Annotated in this window: 20 protein-coding genes; 12 read left to right on the top strand and 8 right to left on the bottom strand. The window is 67.2% G+C overall.

Going from position 1 to position 20,155, the window contains the following annotated elements:
• Positions 1-3: 3 nt before the first annotated feature.
• Positions 4-1,614 (bottom strand): sugar ABC transporter ATP-binding protein, encoded by a 1,611-nt coding sequence (locus CY658_RS11420; RefSeq protein WP_101491251.1) that lies wholly within the window; start codon positions 1,612-1,614, stop codon positions 4-6.
• 60 nt (positions 1,615-1,674) lie between these two features.
• Positions 1,675-2,628 (bottom strand): sugar ABC transporter substrate-binding protein, encoded by a 954-nt coding sequence (locus tag CY658_RS11415; protein WP_101490361.1) that lies wholly within the window; start codon positions 2,626-2,628, stop codon positions 1,675-1,677.
• Positions 2,629-2,890: 262 nt separating this feature from the next.
• Here CY658_RS11415 and ychF point away from each other — a divergent pair, with 262 nt between their 5' ends.
• Positions 2,891-3,982, top strand: coding sequence for a redox-regulated ATPase YchF (ychF, locus tag CY658_RS11410; protein WP_101490360.1), 1,092 nt, complete (start codon positions 2,891-2,893; stop codon positions 3,980-3,982).
• A 134-nt stretch (positions 3,983-4,116) separates the two neighbouring features.
• Here ychF and CY658_RS11405 read toward each other — a convergent pair whose 3' ends face one another.
• The gene (locus CY658_RS11405; protein WP_101490359.1) at positions 4,117-5,106 is read right to left on the bottom strand and encodes a trypsin-like peptidase domain-containing protein; all 990 of its coding nucleotides are present in this window, start codon (positions 5,104-5,106) and stop codon (positions 4,117-4,119) included.
• Between the two features lie 134 nt (positions 5,107-5,240).
• On the opposite strand from CY658_RS11405, the gene CY658_RS11400 reads away from it, so the two are divergent.
• Entirely contained in the window at positions 5,241-5,915 is a 675-nt protein-coding gene (locus tag CY658_RS11400) for a glutathione S-transferase (protein ID WP_101490358.1), read from the top strand.
• A 117-nt stretch (positions 5,916-6,032) separates the two neighbouring features.
• Here the strand turns inward: CY658_RS11400 and CY658_RS11395 are convergent, their stop codons facing one another.
• Positions 6,033-6,503, bottom strand: a complete 471-nt coding sequence (locus CY658_RS11395) for a YqaA family protein (RefSeq protein WP_101490357.1) — start codon at positions 6,501-6,503, stop codon at positions 6,033-6,035.
• A 183-nt stretch (positions 6,504-6,686) separates the two neighbouring features.
• On the opposite strand from CY658_RS11395, the gene dusB reads away from it, so the two are divergent.
• The 3 genes from dusB to purH are packed head-to-tail and all read left to right on the top strand — an operon-like array spanning position 6,687 to position 9,636.
• Positions 6,687-7,745, top strand: a complete 1,059-nt coding sequence (dusB, locus tag CY658_RS11390; protein WP_101490356.1) for a tRNA dihydrouridine synthase DusB — start codon at positions 6,687-6,689, stop codon at positions 7,743-7,745.
• A gap of 31 nt (positions 7,746-7,776) precedes the next feature.
• Positions 7,777-8,013: a Fis family transcriptional regulator gene (locus CY658_RS11385; RefSeq protein ID WP_056577757.1), complete on the top strand. Its 237-nt coding sequence runs from the start codon at positions 7,777-7,779 to the stop codon at positions 8,011-8,013.
• 15 nt (positions 8,014-8,028) lie between these two features.
• On the top strand, positions 8,029-9,636 hold the full coding sequence (gene purH, locus CY658_RS11380; RefSeq protein ID WP_101490355.1) for a bifunctional phosphoribosylaminoimidazolecarboxamide formyltransferase/IMP cyclohydrolase: 1,608 nt from the start codon (positions 8,029-8,031) through the stop codon (positions 9,634-9,636).
• A gap of 77 nt (positions 9,637-9,713) precedes the next feature.
• Here the strand turns inward: purH and CY658_RS11375 are convergent, their stop codons facing one another.
• Together CY658_RS11375 and CY658_RS11370 are read right to left on the bottom strand one after the other, a co-directional pair.
• Positions 9,714-10,190, bottom strand: coding sequence for a hypothetical protein (locus CY658_RS11375; protein WP_101490354.1), 477 nt, complete (start codon positions 10,188-10,190; stop codon positions 9,714-9,716).
• Positions 10,191-10,335: 145 nt separating this feature from the next.
• On the bottom strand, positions 10,336-11,232 hold the full coding sequence (locus CY658_RS11370) for a LysR substrate-binding domain-containing protein (RefSeq protein WP_101490353.1): 897 nt from the start codon (positions 11,230-11,232) through the stop codon (positions 10,336-10,338).
• 159 nt (positions 11,233-11,391) lie between these two features.
• Between CY658_RS11370 and CY658_RS11365 the strand changes: the two genes are divergently transcribed.
• On the top strand, positions 11,392-12,372 hold the full coding sequence (locus tag CY658_RS11365) for a Bug family tripartite tricarboxylate transporter substrate binding protein (RefSeq protein ID WP_180838935.1): 981 nt from the start codon (positions 11,392-11,394) through the stop codon (positions 12,370-12,372).
• 43 nt (positions 12,373-12,415) lie between these two features.
• Positions 12,416-13,816, top strand: coding sequence for an amidase family protein (locus CY658_RS11360; RefSeq protein WP_101490352.1), 1,401 nt, complete (start codon positions 12,416-12,418; stop codon positions 13,814-13,816).
• Positions 13,817-13,832: 16 nt separating this feature from the next.
• Here CY658_RS11360 and hemL read toward each other — a convergent pair whose 3' ends face one another.
• A complete protein-coding gene (gene hemL, locus CY658_RS11355) occupies positions 13,833-15,113 on the bottom strand; it encodes a glutamate-1-semialdehyde 2,1-aminomutase (protein ID WP_101490351.1) in 1,281 nt (426 codons plus the stop codon).
• The gene (gene thiD, locus CY658_RS11350) at positions 15,113-16,078 is read right to left on the bottom strand and encodes a bifunctional hydroxymethylpyrimidine kinase/phosphomethylpyrimidine kinase (RefSeq protein WP_101490350.1); all 966 of its coding nucleotides are present in this window, start codon (positions 16,076-16,078) and stop codon (positions 15,113-15,115) included. The genes hemL and thiD overlap by 1 nt, the downstream gene beginning before the upstream one ends.
• Positions 16,079-16,189: 111 nt before the next feature.
• On the opposite strand from thiD, the gene CY658_RS11345 reads away from it, so the two are divergent.
• The 5 genes from CY658_RS11345 to CY658_RS11325 all read left to right on the top strand — a co-directional run bounded on the left by CY658_RS11345 (position 16,190) and on the right by CY658_RS11325 (position 20,136).
• Complete coding sequence (locus CY658_RS11345; protein ID WP_099792923.1) at positions 16,190-16,360, top strand: rubredoxin; 171 nt, start codon at positions 16,190-16,192, stop codon at positions 16,358-16,360.
• 83 nt (positions 16,361-16,443) lie between these two features.
• The gene (locus CY658_RS11340; RefSeq protein WP_099792921.1) at positions 16,444-16,842 is read left to right on the top strand and encodes a response regulator; all 399 of its coding nucleotides are present in this window, start codon (positions 16,444-16,446) and stop codon (positions 16,840-16,842) included.
• Positions 16,842-17,207 carry a response regulator gene (locus CY658_RS11335; protein WP_099792919.1) on the top strand — a complete coding sequence of 122 codons (366 nt, stop codon included), beginning with the start codon at positions 16,842-16,844 and terminating at the stop codon, positions 17,205-17,207. Before CY658_RS11340 ends, CY658_RS11335 begins: the two co-directional genes overlap by 1 nt.
• A 19-nt stretch (positions 17,208-17,226) precedes the next feature.
• Positions 17,227-17,760 carry a chemotaxis protein CheW gene (locus CY658_RS11330; RefSeq protein WP_101490349.1) on the top strand — a complete coding sequence of 178 codons (534 nt, stop codon included), beginning with the start codon at positions 17,227-17,229 and terminating at the stop codon, positions 17,758-17,760.
• A gap of 42 nt (positions 17,761-17,802) precedes the next feature.
• The gene (locus tag CY658_RS11325; RefSeq protein ID WP_101490348.1) at positions 17,803-20,136 is read left to right on the top strand and encodes a methyl-accepting chemotaxis protein; all 2,334 of its coding nucleotides are present in this window, start codon (positions 17,803-17,805) and stop codon (positions 20,134-20,136) included.
• The last annotated feature ends 19 nt before the right edge of the window (positions 20,137-20,155 follow it).

Here is a 20,155-nt window from a genome sequence, read left to right as displayed (position 1 = left end):
TCGTCATGCGTCGGCGGAAGTCGGGGCAGAAGCTGCGGAGGGGGTGGAATCCGCCGGAGAGCCGGGCACGCGGCCCGTGGCATCGCTGAAGGCGGCGGCGAGCAGCGACTGCTCGGTCCATTCGCCGCGCGCGAACACAGCGACCAGCCGGCCGGCGCTCATCACGCCGATGCGGTCGCACATGGCCATCAGCTCGCGCAGGTCGCTCGACACCATCAGGAGTGCTTTGCCGGCGTCGGTCATGCGGTCGAGTTCGGTGTACAGGTCGGCGCGCGCGCCGACGTCCACGCCGCGCGTGGGTTCGTCCAGCAGCAGCACCTTGCATTCACGGTGCAGCCAGCGCGCGAACACCACCTTCTGCTGGTTGCCGCCGCTGAGTGTCGACACGGGCTGCTCGATGCTGCGCGAGCGGATGCGCAGCAGATCCACCAGCCGGCGCGCAATCTGGCGCTCCTTGGCGCGGCGCAGCCAGCCGGCATGCGAGATCGCGCCGAGGTCGCTCAGCGTGGCATTGACGCGGATCGGCTGCGACAACAGCAGGCCCTGCGACTTGCGGTCTTCGGTGACGAGGCCGATGCCCGCGCGAATGGCCTGCATCGGCGAGCGCCAGCCCTTGCGCGCATGCTGCACGGGCTGCACGGGCTGTGCGGCCGGCGTGCCGTCGTGCAGCACGACCTCGCCGCGGTCGGCACGGTCGGCGCCGAACAGCAGCCGCACGAGCTCGGTGCGGCCCGAGCCGACCAGACCGGCCAGGCCCATGATTTCGCCGGCGCGCAGTTCGAGGTCGACATCGCGCACCACCTGCGCCCGGCCGATGCCGCGCGCGCTCAGCAGCACGGGGCCCGCCACGCGGCGCGCGCGGCCCTCGTGCTCGTGCACCGCGCGGCCGACCATGCGCTGCACCAGTTCGGATTCGCGCACGCCGGCCATGGCGCGCACGTCAACCAGCTTGCCGTCGCGCAGCACCGCCACGCGGTCGGCGATGCGCTGCAATTCTTCGAGGCGGTGCGACACGTAGACGATCGCCACGCCGCGCAGCTTCAGCAGTTCGATCTGTTCAAACAGGTGCGCCGTTTCGCGCGGCGTGAGCATGGCGGTGGGCTCGTCGAGCACCAGCACGCGCGTGTCGTCCTGCAGGTTGCGCGCAATTTCCACCATCTGCTGCTGGCCGATGCCCAGCCGCGCCACCGGCGTGGCCGGGTCGATGCCGTCCAGGCCGATCTTGGCGAGCTGGCGCTCGGCCAGCTCGTGCAGCGTGGCGCGGCGGATCCAGCCGCTCTTGTGCGGCAGGCGGTCGAGCAGCAGGTTCTCGGCCACCGACAGCGTGGTGACGAGGCCGAGTTCCTGCATGACCATGCGCACGCCCAGGCGCTCGGCGTCGCGGCGCGAAGCCGGCGCGAAGGGCTGCCCGTTCAGCAACATGCCGCCGCGCGTGGGCTGCACCAGCCCGCAGACGATCTTCGACAGCGTGCTCTTGCCCGCGCCGTTCTCGCCCGTGAGTGCGAGCACCTCGCCCGCGCGCAGCTCGAGCGAGACGTCGTCGAGCACCGGCGCCGCGTAGTCCTTGCCGACCGTGCTCAGGGAGAGCACGGCGGTGGGTAAGGGGGGATTCATGGCGGCGTCGGGTGCGGCAATCACAACGAGGTCTTCTTCTTTTTAGCGGAGCGGAATGGCTTACTTCGAGGACTTGGTGACGAGCACCACGTCGGTCTTCACTTCAGCCGGCATTTCCGATTGCTTCTTCTTGTCGGCGATGGCCTTCAGCGCGGTCTCGATGCCGAACACGGCCTGCTTGGCGGCGAACTGGTCGGCGGTGGCGAGCACGCGGCCATCTTTAAGCATCGGCTTGATGGCGCCGATGTTGTCGTAGCCCACCACCAGCACCTTGCCGGTCTTGCCCGCGGCCTTGACGGCGGCCACGGCGCCCAGCGCCATGCTGTCGTTGCCGGCCAGCAGGGCCTTCAGGTCGGGGTGCTCGCGCATCATGCCGGCGGCCACGGTGTTGCCCTTGTCGATTTCCCACTGGCCCGACTGCACGCCGACCACGGTCATGCCGCCGGCCTTCATGGCGTCCTGGTAGCCCAGCGTGCGCTGCTGCGCATTGAAGGTGGTCGACACGCCTTCGATGATGCCGACCTTGTCGCCCGACTTCAGCTCCTTGGCAAGCGCGTCGCCCACCAGCTTGGCGCCGGCGCGGTTGTCGGGGCCGACGAAGGGCACCTGGATGCCCTTTTCTTTCAGGGCAGCGCCGTCGAGCTGGTTGTCGATGTTCACGACCAGGATGCCCTTGTCGATGGCCGCCTTGATCACCGGCACCAGCGCCTTCGAATCGGCGGGCGCGATGACCAGCGCGTTGATCTTCTGCGCCACCATCTGCTCGACCATCTTGATCTGCGCGGCGGTGTCGGTCTCGTCCTTGATGCCGTTGGCCACCAGCGTGTACTGCGCGGCGTTGGCCTTCTGGTGCGCCTTGGCGCCGTCTTCCATGGTGCGGAAGAACTCGTTGGCCAGCGACTTCATCACGAGCGCGACCTTCGGCTTGTCCTGCGCGAAGGCGGGCGTTCCGGCGATGGCGCCCAGCAAGGTCAATGCGGCAGCGCTTTGCAGGGTACGGCGGGTGAACTTCATGGTGGATGTCTCCTGAAATGAGGGGTCAGAGCGGAACGCCGGTCTGGGCCGGGGGCCCCGATATTAATCGAGGGAAACGTTTGCGCAAACGTTTGCGAGTCGGGTCTAACCCTGAGCTTTTCGGGCTGAAAAGTCGCTGCCGGAGGGCTTTTGTGCGGGGTTTGCCGCCTTGAAAAAGGAGCGTGGCAGTGGCCGGAAGTGGGCCTAACCCGGGGCTGAACCCGGTCAGCCTAAAATCGGGGGTTACCCAAGAGGACCTCCCATGAGTTTGCAATGCGGCATCGTCGGCCTGCCCAACGTCGGTAAATCCACCCTTTTCAATGCGTTGACCAAGGCCGGCATCGCAGCGGAAAACTATCCGTTCTGCACCATCGAGCCCAACGTGGGCGTGGTGGAAGTGCCCGATCCGCGGCTCGACCAATTGAGCGAGATCGTCAAGCCCGAGCGCGTGGTACCCGCCATCGTCGAGTTCGTCGACATCGCCGGCCTGGTGGCCGGTGCCAGCACCGGTGAAGGCCTGGGCAACAAGTTCCTGGCGCACATCCGCGAGACCGACGCCACCGTCAACGTGGTGCGCTGCTTCGACGACGAGAACGTGATCCACGTGGCCGGCAAGGTCGACCCGATCTCCGACATCGAAGTGATCCAGACCGAACTCTGCCTGGCCGACCTGGCCACGGTCGAGAAGGCGCTGCACCGCCACACCAAGGTCGCCCGTTCGGGCGACAAGGACGCGCAGAAACTCGTCGGCCTGCTCGAACGCTGCCAGGCCGCCCTGAACGAGAACACGCCGGTGCGCGCGCTCGAGTTCACGAAGGAAGAAGTGCCGCTGGTGAAGAGCTTCACGCTCATCACCGCCAAGCCCGCGATGTTCGTGGGCAACGTGGCTGAAGACGGTTTCGAGAACAACCCCTACCTCGACCGCCTGCGCGAATACGCCGCCAAGCAGGGCGCCCCCGTGGTTGCCATCTGCGCCAAGATCGAAGCCGACCTGTCCGAGATGGACGACGAAGACAAGAAGATGTTCCTCGCCGAAATCGGCCAGGAAGAGCCGGGCCTGAACCGCCTGATCCGTGCGGCCTACAAGCTGCTCGGCCTGCAGACGTACTTCACCGCCGGCGTGAAGGAAGTGCGCGCCTGGACCATCCACATCGGCGACACCGGCCCGCAAGCTGCTGGCGTGATCCACGGCGACTTCGAGAAGGGCTACATCCGCGCCCAGACCATCGCCTTCGACGACTACATCGCCTTCAAGGGCGAGCAGGGCGCGAAGGATGCGGGGAAGATGCGTTCGGAAGGCAAGGAATACGTCGTGAAGGATGGCGACGTGATGAACTTCCTGTTCAGCTCCTGATTTCGCTCGCCCCCAGGCTGCGCGGCACTGCGTGTCCGCTGCGCCAACCCCCTACCGGGGGCAACACCTGAGGCCCGGCAAAGCCGGTTCCTCGGTGTTTCACGAACGGGCCGCCTGACGGCGAGCCTCTTCGATCACTCCGTCTTCTGCTTGCCCCACACCACGGTGTCATCCACCGCATAGGCGGCGCACGTCACCTTGCGTTCGGTGCAGCCTTTCAGATGCGCGGTCAGCGCGGCCGAGTTGGTGGCGGTGCCGAATTTCTGATCGCTCGTGATCAGGAAGATGCGGGGCCGCGCCTGCAGCAGGAACTGGCGGTACGCATTGCGCACCGGCGTCGGGTCGGCGCCGATGGAGGGCAGGGCTTGCAGGTCCGCCAGGTCGGCATGGCCCGAAGGCGCGGGTTCCCCGTTGGGGCCGAACACCACGCCGGTGCTTTTCAGCAGATCGCGCCATGTCGCCAGTTCCGTGGTCACGCGTTGCGGCAGCTCCATCACCCATTGCGCCGGATAGGCAAAGCCGAGGTTCGCACCGCCGGGCGCCACGCTGTCGGTCACGCCGACGAGCCGGCCCTCGGTGTCGAACAACCCGCCACCGCTGGAGCCTGAAGACACCGGCGCCGACGTCTGCACGATCGGCAGTTGCCTGGGCGCACGTGGACGCAACGCGGAGATCAGGCCTTCGCTCAGCGTGCGTTCGAGGCCGTGCGGGCTGCCGACGGCGAACACGCGCTGGCCGACGCGCAACTCGCCGGCGGGCACGATCTGCACGGCGAGCAATTGCAGCGGCGTCTCGCTCGTGAGCACGCACAGGTCGCGCGACGGATCGGGGTCACGCACGATGCGGGCGATGCGCAGCGTGGTCGGGCCCTGCGTCACGGTGACGGAGACGGCGCCGTCGACCACATGGCAGGCGGTGGCCAGTGCGCCGGAGGTCACGGCCACTGCGCTGCCGATGGCGGTCTGGTTGTTGCCGCGCTCACCCTTCACCGTCCAGACCGCGGGCGAGACCTTGCGGAACACCTCCTCGGGCGTGAGGGCCCAGGCATGACAGCCCGCGAGGCCGAGCCAGAGTCCGGTGATGAGCTGCGAGGTGCGGCAGCGCCGCGTGAAGAGGTGGGGCATTCCGGCCAGTGTAGGAAGCAGGCCCACGGTTTGCCGTAGGCGGTGACGCTGTCGCAGCGGGCGCCTGAAAGCTGCATGCGTTGTGGTTAGACTGCGCGCCCGCTGCATCCTCTGCCGGAAGGCTTCCATTCGCCATGCTCACTGTCCATCACCTGAACAACTCGCGCTCGCAGCGCGTGCTCTGGCTGCTCGAAGAACTCGAGCTGCCCTACGAGATCGTCCACTACCAGCGCGACCCCAAGACCATGTTGGCGCCCGCTTCGCTGAAGGCCGTGCATCCGCTGGGCAAGTCGCCCGTGGTGACGACCGACGACGGCGCGACGCTGGCGGAATCGGGCGCGATCATCGAGTCGCTCATCGAGCGCTACGGCCAGGGCCGGCTCGCGCCCGCGGCGGGTTCGCCCGAGGCGCTGCGCTACCGCTACTGGCTGCACTTCGCCGAAGGCACGGCGATGTCGCCGCTGCTGCTCAAGCTGGTGTTCGACCGGATCGAGACGAGCAAGATGCCCTTCTTCGCGAAGCCGATCGCCAAGGCCATCGCAAGCAAGGCGAAGTCGGCCTTCATTCATCCGAACATCACGGGCCATCTGAATTTCATGGAGGCCGAACTCGGCCGGAGCGAGTGGTTCGCGGGCCATGAGTTCACGGGCGCCGATATCCAGATGAGTTTCGTGGTCGAAGCCTCGCAGGCGCGCGGCGGCCTCGATGCGAAGCGGCCCAAGCTCATGGCCTACCTGGAGCGCATCCATGCGCGCCCGGCCTACCAGCGCGCGCTGCAGCGCGGCGGCCCCTACGAACTGCTGAGCTGAGTTTCTTGCATCTGCGCGAGGCCGCCGCGCACGGCCGCCCGAAGCGGCCGGCCTGCCCCCGGTAGGGGGTTGGCGAAGCGACACGAAGTGCGCGCAGCCTGGGGGCGAGCCAAGTCCTTATGACGGGAAGGCGTAAAGAAGCGCGTAGGTCATCGTCACGTAGCGCAGGAACTTGCCGATCGCCATGTAGCCCACACAGGGCCAGAACGGCAGCTTGAGCCAACCGGCGACCGCGCACAGCGGATCGCCCACGATCGGCAGCCAGCTCAGCAGGCAGGCCTTCGGGCCCAGCCGCTCGAGCCAGCCGAGCACGCGCAGGTGGTGTTTCGAGTGCGAATATTTGTCGGCGACCTTGTGCGCGCCGTAGCCCATCCACCAGTCGACCGCACCGCCCAGCGTGTTGCCCACGGTGGCCACGGCGATGGCCTGCCAGAACATCTCGGGGTTGAGTTTCAGCAGGCCGAACAAGATCGGTTCGGAGCCCACCGGCAGCAACGTGGCCGAGACGAAGGCCGCGATGAACAGCGTCGAAAGTCCGTACTGGGGGAGCGCGAGGAGCGCCAGGAGTGCGTCGAGCCAGGCTTGCATAAGGTCGGCGAAGTATAGGCAGCGCTCACGTCGCCGCCGCGTGGGAGAAGGCCCCGCGAAATACTGGTGTTTACGCCTGTGTCTCAGGCGCAAAAAGGCGTAAATCGTTTCAGTCGCTGAAATGCCACGTGGCTACAATCGTGCCTCATTTTTCAGCAGCCGACCCGCACAGCACCCCTTCCCATGACCCTGCAGATCGGCACCCACACGCTGGAAAACCGGTTGTTCGTCGCGCCCATGGCCGGCGTGACGGACCGGCCCTTTCGCATGCTGTGCCGCGAACTCGGTGCGGGCTATGCGGTCAGCGAGATGGTCACCTCGCGCAAGGAACTCTGGGGCACGCTGAAGACCTCGCGGCGCGCCAACCACGACGGCGAGCCGGGCCCCATTGCGGTGCAGATTGCCGGCACCGACGCGGCCATGATGGCCGAGGCCGCGGTCTACAACATCGAGCGCGGCGCGCAGATCATCGACATCAACATGGGCTGCCCGGCCAAGAAGGTCTGCAACAAGTGGGCCGGCTCGGCGCTGATGCGCGACGAGCCGCTGGCGCTTGAGATCGTGCAGGCCGTGGTCGATGCGGCGCAACCCTTCAACGTGCCGGTCACGCTCAAGATGCGCACCGGCTGGAGCGAAGACAACCGCAACGCGGTGAAGCTCGCACGCGACTTCGAATCGGCCGGCGTGCAGATGCTCACCGTGCACGGACGCACGCGCGAGCAGGGCTACAAGGGCCACGCCGAGTACGACACCATCGCCGCCGTGAAGGCCGCAGTGCGCGTGCCGGTGGTGGCCAACGGCGACATCCGCTCGCCCGAGAAGGCGCGCGACGTGCTCGCGGCCACGGGCGCCGATGCCGTGATGATCGGCCGCGCCGCGCAGGGCCGTCCGTGGATCTTCCGGGAGATCACGCATTTCCTGGACACCGGCACGCACCTTGCGCCGCCGCTGGTGGCCGAGGTGCGCCGGCTGCTGCTCGACCACCTGGTGGAGCACTACGCGCTGTACGGCGAGTTCAGCGGCGTGCGCACCGCGCGCAAGCACATCGGCTGGTATGTGCGGTCGCTGCCCGACGGCGAGGCGTTCCGCGCACGGATGAACGCCATCGAAGACTGCGCCGGACAGCTGCGCGCGGTGGACGACTATTTCCAGGGGCTTGCGGACCGCATGGACCGCATGCCCGCTCCGACGGCAGACGAGGAGCCGTCGGGGGAAGAGGAGACGGCCTGCGCCGTCGATTGAGAGAAGAAGAGAAAAAGAGAAGAAGCAAGCAATGAGCAAGAAACACATCGAGGACTGCGTTCGCAGCAGTCTGGACAGCTACTTTCGCGATCTGCGGGGCACCGAACCCGACGGCATGTACGAGATGCTCGTGCGCGTGGTCGAGAAACCCCTGCTCGACGTCGTCATGACGCGCGCCGAAGGCAACCAGTCCCGGGCCGCCCAATGGCTGGGCCTGAACCGCAACACGCTCCGCAAGAAATTGGTCGAGCACAAACTTTTGAAATAACCCGACGGCACATCCATGGCTCAGACCGCACTCCTTTCCGTTTCCGACAAGACCGGCATCCTCGAATTCGCGCAAGCCCTGCATGGCTTGGGCGTCAAGCTGCTGTCCACCGGCGGCACCGCCAAGCTGCTGGCCGACGCCGGCCTGCCGGTGACCGAGGTCGCCGACCACACCGGCTTTCCCGAAATGCTCGACGGCCGCGTGAAGACGCTGCACCCGAAGATCCACGGCGGCCTGCTGGCACGCCGCGACCTGCCCGCGCACGTGGCAGCCATCAAAGAACACGGCATCGACACCATCGACCTGCTGGTGGTCAACCTGTACCCGTTTGAAGCCACCGTGGCCAAGCCCGGCTGCACGCTCGAAGACGCGATCGAGAACATCGACATCGGCGGCCCGGCGATGGTGCGCAGCGCGGCCAAGAACTGGAAGGACGTCGGCGTGCTCACCGACGCTTCGCAGTACGCCGTGGCGCTGGCCGAACTCAAGGCCGACGGCAAGCTCAGCGACAAGACCAAGTTCGCGTTCTCGGTGGCCGCGTTCAACCGCATCGCCGACTACGACGGCGCGATCAGCGACTACCTCTCGGCCATCGACTTCGACGCCAGCATCGGCCAGCCCGCACCCACGCGCTCGCTGTTCCCGGCGCAGAGCAACGGCCGCTTCGTGAAGGTGCAAGACCTGCGCTACGGCGAGAACCCGCACCAGCAGGCCGCGTTCTATCGCGACCTGTACCCGGCGCCCGGTTCGCTCGTGTCGGCCAGGCAGCTGCAGGGCAAGGAGCTCAGCTACAACAACATCGCCGACGCCGATGCGGCGTGGGAATGCGTGAAGAGCTTCGACGAGCCCGCCTGCGTGATCGTGAAGCACGCCAACCCCTGCGGCGTGGCCGTGGGCGCCGACGCGCTCGAGGCCTACAGCAAGGCCTTCAAGACCGACCCGACCTCGGCCTTCGGCGGCATCATCGCCTTCAACCGCCCGGTGGACCTCGCAACCGCGCAAGCCGTCAACAAGCAGTTCGTCGAAGTGCTGATGGCGCCGGGCTACACGCCCGAGGCGCTGGAAGTGTTCCAGGCGACCAAGGCCAAGCTCAACGTGCGCGTGCTCGAGATCGCACTGCCCCAGGGTGGCACCACCGACTGGGACAACGGCCGCAACGCGATGGACGTCAAGCGCGTCGGCTCGGGCCTGCTGATCCAGACCGCCGACAACCACGAGCTGGCACTGGCCGATCTCAAGGTGGTCAGCAAGAAGCAGCCCACGCCGCAGCAGCTGCAAGACCTGCTGTTCGCCTGGAAGGTCGCGAAGTACGTCAAGAGCAACGCGATCGTGTTCTGCGCCGACGGCATGACGATGGGCGTGGGCGCCGGCCAGATGAGCCGCCTCGACTCCGCGCGCATCGCCAGCATCAAGGCCGAGCACGCGGGCCTGTCGCTCAAGGACACGGCGGTGGCCAGCGACGCCTTCTTCCCGTTCCGGGACGGCCTCGACGTGGTGGTGGATGCGGGCGCAGGCTGCGTCATCCAGCCGGGCGGCTCGATGCGCGACCAGGAAGTGATCGACGCGGCCGACGAGCGCGGCGTGGTGATGGTGCTGTCGGGCGTGCGCCACTTCCGGCACTGAGCTTGCGGCCCCGCGGGGCCTCGCACACAAGGCCAAGGTCGCTCACGCGGCCTTGGCTTTTTTTGTTGCCGTCGCCGCTATTCGTGCGTGCCGAAGCGGTACTTCAGCTGGAAGCTGATCGCGCCGTAGAGGCGGTTCCTGATCGTCGGCACGTAGGCGATGTTCAGGCCCCAGTTCTTGCCCTCGATGGCGGCGGTCGGAATGATCGCGGGAAACCAGTTGCCGTTGCGGTAGTCGGGGTAGCCGTCGAAGCCGCCCACCACCGCGCCGAACTTCACGCCGTAGAACTCGAAGGGCAGGATGTACAGGCCGACGTAGTGCGACTGGCGCCGGTTGCTGTTGTGGAAGGTGCCGGCCGTGACGCGGTAGGTGTCGTTCAGCGGGTACTCGAAGCCCAGGCCGGGGTTGGCGTTTTCCAGGCCCTTGCCGCTGTCGAAGTGGGCCGAATAGAAGCCGGGGTTGATCCAGATGTTCTTCGGCTCGAAGGACTGCGCCAGCGCGAGGCCCGGCAGAAGAAGGGCACTCAGCAGCGGCAGCATGCGCAAGGGGGTCATGGGCGGGGCGTCCTGAATTATTGGTCTGTCTCGCGGCTTCGATGGTGGCTGCGATGACGGCTTCCCTTGGGTCTGCGCGCGTGGGAATGGACCCGCGAACGCCGGCGCAATATACACGCGGCGATCGCGAAAACGATGACATCGCTCAGGCGGGCCGCGCCAGGTACTTGCGAAACAGCTCGGCCAGCCGCAGCGCCGCCAGCGACAGCGGCTTGCCGCGCGGCGAGACGATGCCCAGCTCCAGCGGCGGCACTGGCATCGCGAGCGGCACGCGCTCCACCATGTCGGCATACGGCGGCATGGTGAGCATGCCGGCCGGCCCGACCATCAGCGCGTCGCTGCGGGTCAGCAGGCCCCAGCTCACGCCGAACGACGCCACCTCGATGCGGTGCTCCGGCAGCGGCAAGCCCTGCTCGGCGTACTGCTCCAGCAGAAAGGTGTGCTGGCTGCCCGGCGCCAGGTGCATGAGCCATTCGGCGCCCGCCACCTCTTCCCAGCGGGTGGCGCGGTTCAGCGGATGGCCGCGGCGGCAGAGCACCGCCATCTCGATCATGTCGAGCCGCTCGAACGCGAAGTCGGCGTCGAGCGCCGCAGCGACCGGGCCGGCCACCGCGAAGTCGATCATGCCCTCGCGCAGCAGCGGCAGCACCTGGGGAATCAGGCCGTCGTACAGCTTGAGCTGCGCATGCGGCATCGCCTTGCGAAAGGCGCGCACCACCTCGGGCAGCACGCCCAGGAACACCATCGGCGTCACCGCGATGGCCACGCGGCCGTGCTGGCTGCCTTGCAGGATGCGGATGTCCTGGCGCGCGAGTTCGAGCTGCTGGTGCGCCAGCCGCGCGCGCACGGTGAGCTGGCGGCCGCACTCAGTGAACTCGATGCCGCGCGAACTGCGCAGCACCAGCTGCGCGTCGACCTCGGCCTCGAGCTCGCGGATCGCCTTGGTCACGGCCGCCTGGCTCAGGTGCAGGCTGCGCGCGGCGGCGCGGATGCTGCCGGTGTCGGCCAGCCGCAGCCAGGCCTTGAGCTGGTGGTCCTTCATGCGGGGCATTCTGCCGGGCGCCGCCACCGGGTGATCCCCAGACAAACACAGGTTGTCATCGCGACAAGCGATTGTCTTTTCCGGCGGGCAGTCGATTCCTAGACTTTGTGCACCAGTCGTCTCATCGTGAGCGGCGGGCTTCTCACAGGAGATACCTTCGTGCCTGCACTGCTGTCATTCGCGTGGACCCGCCGCACCCTTCTTGCCGGGCTTGCTGCCGTCGCCCTTGGCGCCTCGGCCCAGTACCCCGAGCGCCCGTTGAAGTTCATCGTGCCGTACGCCGCCGGCTCGGGCGTCGACGTGGCGGTGCGGCCCGTGGCCGACGCGATGGGCCGCGAACTGGGCCAGGCCATGGCGGTGGACAACCGCCCCAGCGCCGGCGGCATCGTCGGCACGCAGGCGCTGGCGACCTCCGCACCCGACGGCTACACCGTCGGCTACGGCAACCTCGTCACGCTGAGCATCAACCCGGCCTTCTTCTCGAAGCTGCCGTACGCGCCCGAGAAAGACCTGGTGCCCGTCGGCCTGATCTCGAGCAACGCCTATGTGCTGATCGTGCGCAAGGACCTGCCCGTGCGCAATCTGCAGGAGCTGGTTGCCTATGGGCGCGAGCACCCGGGCAAGCTGTCGGTCGGCTCGCCCGGCATCGGCAGTGCGGGTCACCTGACCGGCGAATTGCTGAAGGCCGAGACGGGCCTGACGATGGTGCAGGTGCCCTACAAGACCGGCACGCAGGCGGTCGGCGACATGGTCAACGGCCAGCTCGACGTGACCATCGAGAACATCTCGGCGGTGCTGCCGTTCATCCAGCAGGGCCGGGTCAAGGCGATTGCCGTGACCAGTGCCAAGCGCGCCGGCGTGCTGCCCGAGGTGGCGACGGTGGCCGAGAGCGGTGTGCCCGGTTTCGAGGTGGTGGCCTGGGGCGCGCTGATGGCGCCGGCCGGCACGCCGCGCAAGACGGTCGACCGGCTCAACACCGCGCTGCGCGCCGCACTGGCCGACCCGGCCGTGGTCCGGGCCAACGCCGCGCTGTCCATCGAGGCGCTGCCTTCGAGCCCCGAGGAACTCAGCGCGCTGATGAAGCGCGAGAAGCCGCGCTGGGCTGACGCCGTGCGGCGCGCGGGCGTCAAGGGCGACTGACGAACGCCCCGATCGATTTCACTTTTTCTCAAGGAGACAACGCATGCAACTCTGGCAACTGGAAGCCGCCGACCTGGCGCAGCGCATCAAGGTGCGCGAGGTCTCGTGCGTCGACGCGGTGCGCAGCAGCCTGGCGCGGCTCGACGCGGTGAACCCGCAGCTGAATGCCGTGGTCGACCGCTGCGCCGACGAAGCGCTGGGCGCGGCAGCGCAGGCCGACGCGGCACTGGCGAGCGGTGAAGCGACGGGGCCGCTGCACGGCGTGCCGGTCACGATCAAGGTCAACGTCGACCAGCGCGGCCACGCCACCACCAACGGCGTGGAGGCCTACCGCAGCGTCGTGGCCACGCAAGACAGCCCGGTGGTAGCGAACCTGCAGCGCGCCGGCGCGATCGTGGTCGGCCGCACCAACACGCCCGCGTTCTCGATGCGCTGGTTCACCGACAACGCGGCCCATGGGCGCACGCTGAATCCGCACAACGCCGACGTCACGCCGGGCGGTTCGAGCGGCGGTGCGGCGGCGGCGGTGGCGGTCGGCATCGGCGCCATCGCGCACGGCAACGACCAGGGCGGATCGATCCGCTACCCGGCCTACGCCTGCGGCGTGTACGGCCTGCGCCCGAGCTTCGGGCGCGTGCCGGCCTTCAATCCCTCGGGCGGGAGCGAGCGGCCGATGGTGGTCCAGCTCACCTCCGTGCAAGGGCCGCTGGCGCGCAGCGTGCGCGACCTGCGGCTGGCCTTCGCCGCGATGGCGCAGCGCGATGTGCGCGACCCGTGGTGGGGGCCCGCGCCGTTGGAATCGGCAACGTCGAGCCGTCCGGTCAGCGTGGCGCTGTGCACCGAGCTGCCCGGCTACGCCTGCGATCCCGAGGTGGCCGACGCATTGCAGCGCGCCGCGCGCCGCCTGGAGAGCGCCGGCTACCGCGTCGAGCCTGCGCAGCCGCCGCGCCTGCGCGAGACGGCCGACCTCTGGCTGTCATTGACGATGGCCGACAGCCGGCTGCTGGTGGAAGAGGCGCTGATGCGCGACGGCGACGACACCATCCGCCAGGCCTACCGCGCCATGGATGCGCACGCGCCGCAGTTCGACACAGCAAGCTATATGCGCGCCCTGGCTGCGCGCACGGGCCTGATGCGTGAATGGGCGCTGTTCTTTCAACGACATCCGCTGCTGCTGATGCCCGTGTCGTGGCGCCATCCGTTCCCGGTCGACGCCGACCAGCGCGGCAGCGCCGCGATGCGGGAGATCCTGGACGCGCAGAGCCCGCTGCTGTCCACCGCGATCCTGGGCTTGCCGGGGCTGTCGGTGCCCATGGGCTTGCGTCGGGGGCTGCCCACGGGCGTGCAGCTCGTGAGCGACCGCTTCCGCGAAGACCTGTGCCTGGCCGCGGCCGAGGTGCTCGAAGCCGAGGCCGGGCCGGTGGCCGTGGTCGACCCCGCCTGAGCGGGGAGGGGGCGCGTCAGCGCTTGCTGAAGATCTCGCGCGCCGCCGCGATGGTGGCCGCGATGTCGTCCTCGCTGTGCGCGGCGCTCACGAAGCCTGCTTCGTAGAGTGCCGGCGCGATGTACACGCCGCGGTCGAGCAGGCCGTGGAACAGCGCGTTGAACTGCGCGTTGTCGGTGGTCATCACCGTCGCGTAGTTCTGCGGCAGTTCGTTCATGAGGAAGAAGCCGAACATGCCGCCTTCGCTGTCGGCGTTGAAGGGCTGGCCCTCGGCGGCTGCGGCGGCCTTGAGGCCGTCGACCAGCGTGCGGGTTTTTTTGGCCAGCGCTTCGTAGAAGCCGGGCTTCGAGATTTCCTTCAGCGTGGCCAGGCCGCAGGCGGTGGCCACCGGGTTGCCCGACAGCGTGCCGGCCTGGTAGACCGGGCCCAGCGGCGCGAGCTGTTCCATGATGGCGCGCGGGCCGCCGAAGGCCGCCAGCGGCATGCCGCCGCCGATGACCTTGCCGAGCACCGTGAGGTCGGGCGTGACGCCCAGCACGCCTTGCGCGCCGTGCAGGCCGACACGGAAGCCCGTCATCACCTCGTCGAAGATCAGCAGCGCGCCGTGCTGCGTGCACAGCTCGCGGCAGCGCTTCGCGAAGGCGGGCGTGGCGCGCACGAAGTTCATGTTGCCGGCGATCGCCTCGATCATCAGGCAGGCGATGTCCTTGCCGTGCAGCGCGAAGGCTTCGTCGAGCTGCTGCAGGTTGTTGTACTCCAGCACGAGCGTGTGCTGCACCACCTCGGGCGGCACGCCGGCCGAGGTCGGGTTGCCGAAGGTGGCGAGGCCGGAACCGGCCTTCACCAGCAGCGCGTCGGCATGGCCGTGGTAGCAGCCTTCGAACTTGACGATGGTCTTGCGGCCGGTCGCGCCGCGCGCCAGGCGCAGCGCGCTCATGGCGGCTTCGGTGCCCGAGCTCACGAGGCGCACCATTTCCATCGACGGCACCAGGGCCAGGATGGCTTCGGCCAGCTCGATCTCGCGCTCGGTCGGCGCGCCGTACGAGAAGCCTTCGAGCACGGCCTTCTGCACCGCCTCGACCACGGCGGGGTGGCCATGGCCCAGGATCATCGGACCCCAGGAGCCGATGTAGTCGATGTAGCGCTTGTCGTTGGCGTCCCAGAAATAGGCGCCTTGCGCGCGCTGGATGAAACGGGGCGTGCCGCCGACGGCCTTGAAGGCGCGCACGGGCGAGTTCACGCCGCCGGGGATCACGGCGCGGGCGCGCTCGAAAAGAATGTCGTTCTGGTCAGTCATCAGTGTCGGGTGTCGTGCGGGGGTAAAGCGAAATCGGGAGGAGCATCGGGTTCGTCATCGTCTTCGTCGTCCTCGGGCTCGGCCCAGAACAGGCGGTCGGGCAGCACATGGCCCATGCCGGGGCGAAAGCCCGCGTCGAGGCAGCGGTCCATGTAAGCGAGCGCTTCGCTCGTGGCGGCGACGAGGTCGGTGCCGCTGGCGAGCAGGGCCGCGAGTGCGGCCGAGAGCGTGTCGCCGGCGCCGGCAAAGACGGCTTCGAGCCGTTCGTACTTCTCGCTGGCCAGCACCGATTGGGGCGAGGCCAGCACGTTGTCGATGAACTGGTCGGGCAGCACCATGCCGGTGACCAAGGTGTAGGGCACGCCGAACTCGCCGGCGGCCTTGGCGATGTCGCGGGCGCTGGGCGGACGCTCGCCGCTCCAGTCGGGCAGCAGCCAGCGCCACAGGGTGCTGTGGTTTCCAACCAACACCGTGGTCTGGGGCAGCACGAGGTCGCGAAAAGCGTCGTGATAGGCCTCGATCAGGTTCTCGTCCCACCACGACAGGTTGGGCATGTAGGCCACCACGGGCACGTCGGGATAGTCGGCGGCGGTCTCGGCGATGGTGCTCAACGCCTCGGGGGTGCCGGCGAAGCCGACCTTGATCAGCTGGACCTCGACGTCTTCGAGGATGGCGCGCGCCTGCTCGGCCACGGCCTCTTCCTCGAAGGGGAAGTGGTCGAAGATCTCGGCTGTGTCGCGGGCGTAGGCGCCCGTCACCACCGGCAGGATGTGAGCGCCCACCGATCCCATGGCCAGGGCGTCGGCGCCCAGGCCGCCCGCGCCGCTCGGATCGCTGGCATTGAACACCAGCACGCAGGGGGGATTCAGGTCGCGTTCGCTCAGCGCCTCATCGTCCTCCTGCGAGGGGTCGTTAAGATTGCCCGGTGTGCGGGCGTTCTCGTCTGGATGTAAGTAGATGGTCATACGCCTGGCGAAATCCCCTGGATGGTGGCATAGGCGCGACGTTTACGGTCTGCCAGTGAGATACGCATAGATACACTCGTTGCATTTAATGAACAAGGACTTTAAGCTCCGATGAACACGAAAACTTGGATGTGCCTGATTTGTGGGTGGATCTATGACGAAGCGGTTGGTGTGCCGGAAGACGGCATCGCGGCAGGCACGGCCTGGGCCGAGGTGCCGATGAACTGGACCTGTCCTGAGTGCGGTGCGCGCAAGGAAGACTTCGAAATGGTTGAGATCTGACAAGCATGGCATAGGGCTACGCGATCTGCGTCGATGTTCGGCGCGGCGGGCATCCAAGTCTCTGATGAGCAGGAGCGTTTGCAATGAGCCCGAATGGATCTGGTTACAAGGTGCTGGTCATCGACGACAGCAACACCATCCGGCGCAGTGCCGAGATTTTTTTGAAGCAGGGTGGGCACGAGGTTCTTCTCGCGGAAGACGGCTTCGACGCGCTCTCCAAGGTTAACGACCACAAGCCTCACCTGATTTTCTGCGACATCCTGATGCCTCGTCTCGACGGCTATCAGACCTGCGCCATCATCAAGCGCAACGCGCATTTCTCCAATGTCCCGGTCGTCATGCTGTCTTCCAAAGACGGTGTGTTCGACAAGGCCCGTGGCCGCATGGTCGGGTCCCAAGACTATCTCACCAAGCCGTTCACCAAAGACCAGCTGCTGCAGGCCGTGCAGCAGTTTGGCATTGTTCAACAGGAAGTGCAGTAATGCCGATTCGAAAAATCCTCGTCGTTGACGACTCCAAGACGGAACTGATGTTCCTGACCGACCTCCTCCAGAAGAACGGTTTCTCCGTGAAGACGGCCGAAAACGCCGACGACGCGATGCGCCGCCTCGAGGAAGACCACCCCGACCTGATCCTCATGGACGTGGTCATGCCCGGCCAGAACGGCTTCCAGCTCACGCGCGCCATCGCCCGTGACCCGAAGTACGCCGCCATCCCGATCATCCTGTGCACCAGCAAGAACCAGGAAACCGATCGTGTCTGGGGCATGCGCCAGGGCGCACGCGACTACATCGTGAAGCCGGTCAACGCGGCCGACCTGATGTCCAAGATCAGCGCGCTCGCCTGACCGGGAACCTGCGCAATCCATGGCGAATCGCGACGCGCTCCGCGCCTTCCAGTCCCGTCTTGCGAGCCGCCTCCAGGCTGCGCGCACCACGGGCGTGGCCGCGAGCTGGCTGGCGGTCGAGGCGGGCGAGGGCAAGTACCTCTTTCCGCTCGCGCACGCCGGCGAAATCTTTCCCTGGACGCCGCCCCAGCCCGTGCCCTACACGGAGCCCTGGTTTCTCGGCGTCGCCAATCTGCGCGGCGGCCTGTACGGCGTCGTGCAGCTGTCGGCGTTTGCGTCCGGTGCGCCGGGCGCGCCCGCCGCCTCCGAAGCGGCACGCATGCAATCGCGGCTCGTGGCATTCAACGAGCTGCTCGAAGTCAACTGCGCATTGCTGGTCGATCGACTGGCGGGGTTGCGGGGTGTCGAGGCCTTCACGGCCGCCGAGGCCCCGGGCGCAGAAGCACCTGCCTGGCACGGGCATCTGTACACCGACGCAGCAGGTGAGCGCTGGCAGGAAGTCAACCTGCAGGCGCTTTCGCAGCAACCCCAGTTTTTGAGTATTGGTGCGTAGTGCTTCGGCACATGGCACTGGCAACCACCTGAAGGACCGACCGTGAGCTCGATCGCCGACAAGTTCAAGAAATTACTCCCCGCGAACAACGGGAACGACAAGGCCCGCGTCGACGGCTCCGGTTCGATATCGCTCGACGATGTCGACACGGTTCAGGTTCCGGACGAAAAAACGATCCGCCTCGCCAAAAAAGGCGACGGCGCTTCGGCGTCTGCCGCCGTGACCGACACCGGCTTCGGCGGTATCGATGCGCTGGGCGACCCCGCGTCCATCGAGGCCGCCAACGCGGCCACGCTCGAAGCGGCCCCGCTGGCTGCCACCACGGGCGGCAGCATGGGCGCCAACCCCGCCAAGCAGCAGCGCGTGCTGGCCATCTTGCTGGCCATCGTGGTGCTGGCGCTGTTGCTGGTGGCCGGCTCCGCCATTCTTCGCGCGGAACGCCTGGCGCAGCAGGTGGCGGCCACCGGCCAGTCGCTGATGCAGTCGCAGCGCCTGGCCAAGTCGATCTCGCAGGCCCTCGTCGGCAGCGCCTCGGCGTTCGTCGAAGTGAAGGACAGCGCCGACGACCTCACGCGCCGCGTGCAGGGCCTGACCAACGGCGACGACTCGCTGCGCCTGGAAGCCGTCGGCAACCAGTACGACGAGGAGATGAACAAGATCAACCCCTTGGTCACCCGCGCCGACACCAGCGCCAAGGCCGTGCTGGCCCAGCGTCAAATCCTGACGCAGGTGGGTGCCGCCTTGCGCGACATCAACCAGCAGTCGTCCACGCTGCTCGAAATGACGGAAACCGTCGCGTCGCTGAAGATGCAGCAGAACGCCACGCTGCCTGAAATCTCGGCCGCCGGCCAGCTCGTGATGCTGACGCAGCGCATCGGCAAGTCGACCAACGAGTTCTTCACGGTCGAGGGTGTGAACCCCGACGCTGTGTTCCTGCTCGGCAAGGACCTGAACACCTTCCAGGAAACCACCCGCGGCCTGCTCGACGGCAATGCACAGCAGCGCTTCCCCGGCTCGAAAGACCCGCAGACGCGCCAGCAGCTCGAAGCCATTCTGAAGACCTACGAGCAGATGCGCACGCAGGCGTCCGCCATTCTGGGCAACCTGCAAGGTCTGGTGGCCGCGCGCGAAGCGCAGGCCTCCATCCTGACCGACAGCGAGCCGCTGCGTAAGTCGCTCGGCGACCTGCAGGACAAGCTCTCTGCCCGCACCGGCCTGGGCGCCGGAACGATCGTGCTGCTGTTCGTGCTGTCGCTGGCCGCCCTGGCTCTGGCCGGCGCCATCGGTTTCGTGCAGGTGCGCGAAGGCCGCGAACGTGCCGCAACCGCCGAACGCGAACGTCTGGCGGCCGAGCAAACTTCCGAAGAAGCCGGTCGCGTCAACAACGCCAACCAGGCCGCCATTCTTCGGCTGATGAACGAACTGCAGACAGTGGCCGAAGGCGATCTGACGCAGGAAGCCACCGTGACCGAAGACATCACCGGCGCCATCGCCGACTCGGTGAACTACACGGTGGAAGAACTGCGCTTGCTGGTGGGCAACGTGCAGAACACGGCAACCCGCGTGGCGCAGACGACGTCGCAGGTGGAAAACACCTCGACCGAACTGCTCGCCGCCTCGACCGAACAGCTGCGCGAAATTCGCGAAACCGGCCAGTCGGTGCTGACCATGGCCGAGCGAATCAACGGCGTGTCCACGCAGGCGCAAGAGTCCGCCACGGTGGCGCGCCAGTCGCTGCAAGCCGCATCGTCGGGTCTGCAGGCCGTGCAGAACGCCATCGGCGGTATGAACTCCATCCGCGACCAGATCCAGGAAACCTCCAAGCGGATCAAGCGCCTGGGCGAATCGTCGCAAGAGATTGGCGAAATCACCGAGCTGATCTCGGACATTACCGAGCAGACGAACGTGCTGGCCCTGAACGCCGCCATCCAGGCCGCATCTGCCGGTGAAGCCGGTCGAGGCTTCTCGGTGGTGGCGGAAGAAGTGCAGCGACTGGCTGAACGCTCCGCAGACGCCACGCGCCAGATTTCGGCGCTGGTGAAGGCGATTCAGACCGACACCCAGGATGCGGTGGGCGCCATGGAGCGTTCCACGCAGGGTGTGGTCGAGGGGGCGAAGCTGTCCGACAACGCAGGTACCGCGCTGACCGAGATTGACCGCGTGTCGCGCCGCCTTGCTGACCTCATCGAGCAGATTTCGCAGTCCGCCTCCCGCGAGGCCGATTCGGCCAACGTGGTGGCCGCCAACATCCAGCACATTTTTGCGGTGACGGAACAGACCGGAGAAGGCACGCGGACCACGGCCCAGCAGGTGCGCGAGCTCTCGCAGATGGCCGAAGAACTGCGTCGCTCCGTGGCTCGTTTCAAGATTGCCTGACAACAGATAGATAAGAACG

Source organism: Variovorax sp. RO1, assembly GCF_002849325.1.
Lineage (GTDB): Bacteria > Pseudomonadota > Gammaproteobacteria > Burkholderiales > Burkholderiaceae_C > Variovorax.
Note: the sequence above shows the minus strand (reverse complement) of the source record. Positions and strands in the feature narration are given on the sequence as shown.

Coding starts and splice junctions, on each gene's coding strand:
- CY658_RS11405 (WP_101490359.1), bottom strand. CDS start 5,106: ATGCCCCACCTCTTCACGCGGCGCTGCCGCACCTCGCAGCTCATCACC.
- CY658_RS11335 (WP_099792919.1), top strand. CDS start 16,842: ATGCCGATTCGAAAAATCCTCGTCGTTGACGACTCCAAGACGGAACTG.
- CY658_RS11385 (WP_056577757.1), top strand. CDS start 7,777: ATGAGCAAGAAACACATCGAGGACTGCGTTCGCAGCAGTCTGGACAGC.
- CY658_RS11420 (WP_101491251.1), bottom strand. CDS start 1,614: ATGAATCCCCCCTTACCCACCGCCGTGCTCTCCCTGAGCACGGTCGGC.
- CY658_RS11400 (WP_101490358.1), top strand. CDS start 5,241: ATGCTCACTGTCCATCACCTGAACAACTCGCGCTCGCAGCGCGTGCTC.
- thiD (WP_101490350.1), bottom strand. CDS start 16,078: ATGACCATCTACTTACATCCAGACGAGAACGCCCGCACACCGGGCAAT.
- CY658_RS11340 (WP_099792921.1), top strand. CDS start 16,444: ATGAGCCCGAATGGATCTGGTTACAAGGTGCTGGTCATCGACGACAGC.
- dusB (WP_101490356.1), top strand. CDS start 6,687: ATGACCCTGCAGATCGGCACCCACACGCTGGAAAACCGGTTGTTCGTC.
- CY658_RS11415 (WP_101490361.1), bottom strand. CDS start 2,628: ATGAAGTTCACCCGCCGTACCCTGCAAAGCGCTGCCGCATTGACCTTG.
- CY658_RS11395 (WP_101490357.1), bottom strand. CDS start 6,503: ATGCAAGCCTGGCTCGACGCACTCCTGGCGCTCCTCGCGCTCCCCCAG.
- hemL (WP_101490351.1), bottom strand. CDS start 15,113: ATGACTGACCAGAACGACATTCTTTTCGAGCGCGCCCGCGCCGTGATC.
- CY658_RS11330 (WP_101490349.1), top strand. CDS start 17,227: ATGGCGAATCGCGACGCGCTCCGCGCCTTCCAGTCCCGTCTTGCGAGC.
- CY658_RS11375 (WP_101490354.1), bottom strand. CDS start 10,190: ATGACCCCCTTGCGCATGCTGCCGCTGCTGAGTGCCCTTCTTCTGCCG.
- CY658_RS11370 (WP_101490353.1), bottom strand. CDS start 11,232: ATGAAGGACCACCAGCTCAAGGCCTGGCTGCGGCTGGCCGACACCGGC.
- purH (WP_101490355.1), top strand. CDS start 8,029: ATGGCTCAGACCGCACTCCTTTCCGTTTCCGACAAGACCGGCATCCTC.
- CY658_RS11360 (WP_101490352.1), top strand. CDS start 12,416: ATGCAACTCTGGCAACTGGAAGCCGCCGACCTGGCGCAGCGCATCAAG.
- CY658_RS11345 (WP_099792923.1), top strand. CDS start 16,190: ATGAACACGAAAACTTGGATGTGCCTGATTTGTGGGTGGATCTATGAC.
- ychF (WP_101490360.1), top strand. CDS start 2,891: ATGAGTTTGCAATGCGGCATCGTCGGCCTGCCCAACGTCGGTAAATCC.